The sequence below is a fragment of the Acidisoma sp. L85 genome (assembly GCF_009765865.1).
Lineage (GTDB): Bacteria > Pseudomonadota > Alphaproteobacteria > Acetobacterales > Acetobacteraceae > Acidisoma.
Genome location: NZ_LMUQ01000064.1, coordinates 1 through 4,789, shown reverse-complemented (window position 1 = coordinate 4,789; position 4,789 = coordinate 1). Strand labels below are relative to the sequence as shown.

At 65.6% G+C, this 4,789-nt stretch carries 3 protein-coding genes; all 3 read left to right on the top strand.

The window, feature by feature from the left end; translation table 11 throughout:
• Positions 1–821: TolC family protein (locus GSQ83_RS21880; RefSeq protein ID WP_158805011.1), on the top strand; the 821-nt coding region annotated here is incomplete at its 5' end.
• Positions 822–828: 7 nt separating this feature from the next.
• The gene (locus GSQ83_RS21875; RefSeq protein ID WP_158805010.1) at positions 829–2,145 is read left to right on the top strand and encodes an efflux RND transporter periplasmic adaptor subunit; all 1,317 of its coding nucleotides are present in this window, start codon (positions 829–831) and stop codon (positions 2,143–2,145) included.
• On the top strand, positions 2,142–4,789 hold a 2,648-nt coding region (locus tag GSQ83_RS21870), incomplete at its 3' end, for an efflux RND transporter permease subunit (protein WP_158805009.1). The genes GSQ83_RS21875 and GSQ83_RS21870, both read left to right, overlap by 4 nt.

The following is a 4,789-nucleotide window of genomic DNA, read 5'->3' as shown; positions in this document are numbered from 1 at the left end:
CCGGCACCGCCTCGATCCTGGATGTCGCGCAGCAGGCGGCGCTTGTGGCGGGGCAGGCAGCAAACATCCCGAACCTAATTTCGCTGGAGAAGCAGCAGGTCATCGCGCTGGGCATTCTGGTCGGGCGGCCGCCGGAGGATATCGTGATCCGGCGCGGCACGCTGACCCGCATCCCGTCGCCCGCCGTTGTTCCCGGCCTGCCATCTGAGTTGCTGGAACGGCGGCCGGATGTGGCGGAAGCCGAGGCGACGCTGGTCTCGGCCACTGCGAGCACGAGAGCGGCGCGCGCGGCGCTGTTTCCGTCGCTCGTGCTGACCGGATCGACCGGTTGGGAGAGTACGGCGCTCAACGGCCTATTCGCGCCGCAATCCCTTGTCATCAACGGCGCGGCAAGCATCGCCCAGACCCTATTTGACAATGGCGCGCTGTCCGGCGTGGTCGCCGAGAACCGCGCGATCACGCAAGAGGATCTCGCGACCTACGAGAAGACCGTTGTGCAGGCACTCAGCGATGTGGAGACAGCCTTGACCCAACTCCGCTACGCCACCGAACAGGAAGCGATCCAGCGCCTCGCGGTGCAGGAGGCGGAGCTTGCAACGACCGTGGCGCGCGCGCAGTTGGCCGCCGGAACCGTCGATATCACGACGCTGATCACCGCCCAGCAGACCCAGTTGCAGGACGAAAACACGCTGGTCACCGTACGCCTCGCCCGCTTCCAGGCTCTGGTGGCGCTGTTCAAAGCCCTGGGTGGAGGCTGGCAACAAACATATCCGGAGACCGCGCAGCCCGTGCCCATCCTCAACCCGTCCCCCATCCCATGAGCCGCGCATGAACGAATATGTCGCAGACCGGCCCCGGATCCGTCGCCACCGCGGGCGCAACGCCACGCTGCTGATCTGCCTGCTGCTGATCGTGGTGGGCGGCGCTCTGCTGGCCCGGCAGTATTTCTCCGCGCCGGGCACCGCCCCGGCGACCCAATCCAAGGGCAAGGGCGGGAAGGGCAAGAATGGCCAGCCGATTCCGGTCACGGTCGCCGTCGCGAAGTCGGCCGATGTGCCGGTGATACTGACCGCCATCGGCACGGTTCAGGCATCCAATACCGTCACCATCAGCCCGATGGTGACCGGTCCCATCGTCGCCATCAATTTCAAGGAAGGCCAGGACGTCGCGGTGGGAGATGTGCTGGCGCGCATCGATCCTCGTACCTTCCAGGCGACGCTCGACCAGAACAAGGCGAAGCTCGACCAGGATCAGGCGACGCTGGCCGGGGCGCAGCGCGATCTCGCGCGCTTCAACAAGCTCGCCTCCACCGCCTATACGCCGAAGCAGACGGCCGAGGACGAACTCGCGACCGTCGAGGAGACCAAGGCGCTGGTCGAACAGGACCGCGCCCAAATCGAATCCGCGCAGACCGAGCTCGACTACACGACGCTCACCGCCCCGGTCGCCGGCCGCGTTGGCATCCGTAATGTCGATCTCGGCAATATCGTGCAGGCCGGCACGACGAACGGCATCGTAACGCTGACCACGCTGAAGCCGATCGCCGTCGTCTTCACCCTGCCGCAGCAGAATTTGGCGGCGATCCAGGATGCCATGGCGGCCGGAAAACCCGTTGTGCGGGTCAATGCGGAAGGCGAGGTGAAGGCCGCCGATGCCACGCCAACGGCCACGACGGATCCCGAGGGCACCCCGGATTCATCCGAGAGGATGGAAACCGGCACGCTCGACGTGGTGGACAACCTGGTCGACAGCAGTACCGGCACCGTCAAGCTCAAGGCGTATTTCCCGAACGAGGACCTGCATCTCTGGCCCGGCGGTTTCGTGACCGCTCGGCTGACGGTCAAGACGCTGAAGGGCGTCGTCACCGTGCCGGCAATGGCGGTACAGCAAGGTCCCTCCAATAACTTCGTCTACGTTCTCGGCGACGACAATAAAGTGACGCGGAAGACCGTGACGCTGACCCAGGAGGACCAAACGACGGCGGTGATCGGCAGCGGTGTCGCCGCTGGGGACCGCGTGGTGCTGCAAGGCGCCTCGCAGCTTGATGACGGCACGAAGGTTCGGGTTGTGAAACCCGCGGCGGCCAATGGGACCGTTCCCGCAACGGTGCGGGGAGGCCACGCGGCCAAGGCCGCCCAGCCGTGAACGTCGCCGCCCCCTTCATCGCGCGACCCATCGCGACGGGGTTGCTCGCCATCGCGATCCTGCTCGCCGGCATCCTCGGTTACATGAACCTGCCGGTGTCGTCGCTGCCGGAGGTCGAGTTCCCGACCATCCAGATCACCACGCAGCTGCCCGGCGCGGGGCCCGATACGATCGCGAACCTCATTACCGCGCCGCTAGAACGGCAGCTCGGCGAGATCCAGGGCCTGAACGGCATGACCTCCACCAGTTCGGAGGGGGTGAGCCAGATCATCCTGCAATTCACCCTGGATCGGGATATCGACGACGCGGCCCAGGATGTGCAGGCGGCGATCAACGCCTCGGCCGGCACCTTGCCAACCTCCCTGCCCTATCCGCCGATCTACGTGAAGGTAAACCCGGCCGATGCGCCGATCCTCACCCTCGCACTGACCTCCGACACCGTGCCGATCGAGCGGATGGCCGATGCGGCCGTCACGCTGCTGCAGCCGAAGCTCAGCCAGATCAGCGGGATCGGTCAGGTGACAGTACTCGGCGGGCTGCGCCAGGCCTTCCGCATTCAGGCTAACCCCACACGCCTCGCCGCCTACGGCCTGTCGCTCGAGGACGTCCGGACGGCGATCTCCAACGGCAACCAGAACGGCTCGAAGGGCGGTTTCGACGGGCCGAACCAGGCTTTCACACTTGGCGCCAACGACCAGCTGGAGACCGCCGCATCTTATCGCGCGCTCGTCATCGCCTATCGCAACGGGGCGCCGGTGCGGCTGCGCGATATCGGCAATGTCGTGACCGGGCTCGAAAACACTCATGCCGATGTGCGCTACAATCAGCGTGAGGCGGTGGTGCTGTCGATCCAGCGTCAGCCCGGCGCCAATATCGTCTCGACCGCCGATACGGTGAAAAAGATCCTGCCGGCGCTGGAGCAGTCGCTCCCTGGCGGGGTGAAACTGACGCTGGTCAGCGACCGCACAACGACCATCCGCGCGAGCGTGGATGACGTGCAATTCACCCTCATCCTCAGCATCCTGCTGGTAGTGCTGGTGATCTACCTGTTCCTCGGCTCCCTGCGCGCCACCATCATTCCCGGCGTCGCGCTCCCGCTGTCGCTCATCGGCACCTTCGGGGTGATGTATTTCCTCGGTTATGGGCTCGACAACCTGTCGCTGATGGCGCTGACCGTTGCCGCCGGCTTCGTGGTGGATGATGCGATCGTGATGATCGAGAACGTCGTGCGCTTCATCGAGGATGGCGTGCCGCCGCTGGAAGCCGCGTATCGCGGGGCGCGGCAGATCGGCTTCACCATCATCTCGCTGACCGTCTCGCTTATCGCGGTCTTCATTCCGCTGCTCTTCATGTCCGGCGTCGTGGGCAAGCTATTCCATGAATTCGCGATCACCCTGTCGGTCGCGGTCGTGGTCTCGGCGGTTGTCTCGCTTACTCTGACGCCGATGATGTGCGGGCGGCTGCTGCGGCCGATCGTACATGAACAACAGGCGTGGCCGGCGCGCATGACGGAGGCCGCCTTTGGACGCGTTGCGGCGCTCTATCGCGTGACGCTGCTCTGGGTGCTGGGGCGGCAGACGTTGACCTTGCTGATCTCGGCGGCAACGCTGCTCGGCACGGTGGCGCTCTATGTCATGGTGCCCAAGGGCTTCCTGCCGCAGCAGGATACCGGATCGATCGTGGCCGTGACGGAAGCGTCGCAGGCGATCTCGATTCCCGGCATGATCGCGATGCAGAATCAAGCGGCCGAAGCCTTCCGCCATGTCGCGGGCGTCACGAATGTGGTTTCGGTGGTCGGTCCCGGCCTGGTCAATCCGACGCCCAACCAAGGCCAGATCACTGTCACGCTGAAGCCGATCGGGCAGCGGCCGGGCGTTAACCGCATCATCGCGGAGCTGCGGCAGGCGACGGTGAATATTCCGGGCCTCGCGATCTACTATCGCCCGGTGCAGGACATTCAGCTCGGCACCGGCATCACCCGCACCGCGTACCAGTATCGCCTGACTGATACCTCCGCCGCGGCGCTGACGGAGTTCGTGCCGAAGCTGGTGGCCAAGCTGCAAACCCTGCCGCAGCTTCAGCATGTCAGCAGCGACCAGCAGAACAATGGCGGCGCCGTAGCTATCAATGTCGACCGGGCGCAGGCGATGCGCATGGGCGTCTCGATGCAGACGGTCGAAAACATTCTCGACGATGCTTTCGGCCAGCGGCAGATCTCGACGATCTTCGGCCAGACCAACCAGTATCGCGTGATCCTGGAAGTCGATCCCGCCTTCGCCAGCAGCGCCGACCTGCTCTACACCCTGCGCTTCCCCGGCGGCGGAACGAGCAGCACGACCAATACGGCGGGAGCCACCGCAAGTTCTGGCAGCGCCACCACCGTCGCCTCCGGCAGCTCCAACGGACAGACCACGGCGGTCGCGACCGCGAGCACCAGCGCCACGCCGCAAGTGCCGCTGAGCGCCTTCGCGACCATCCGCCAGCAAACGACGCCGCTCGCCATCATGCATGACGAGCAGTTTCCCGCGGCCACGATCGGTTTCGACCTCGCACCGGGCGTCTCGCTCGGAGAGGCGGTTTCGGCGATCGGCCAGGCGGAAACGGAGATCGGCGTGCCCGCCCCTATCGCCGGCAGCTACGAGGG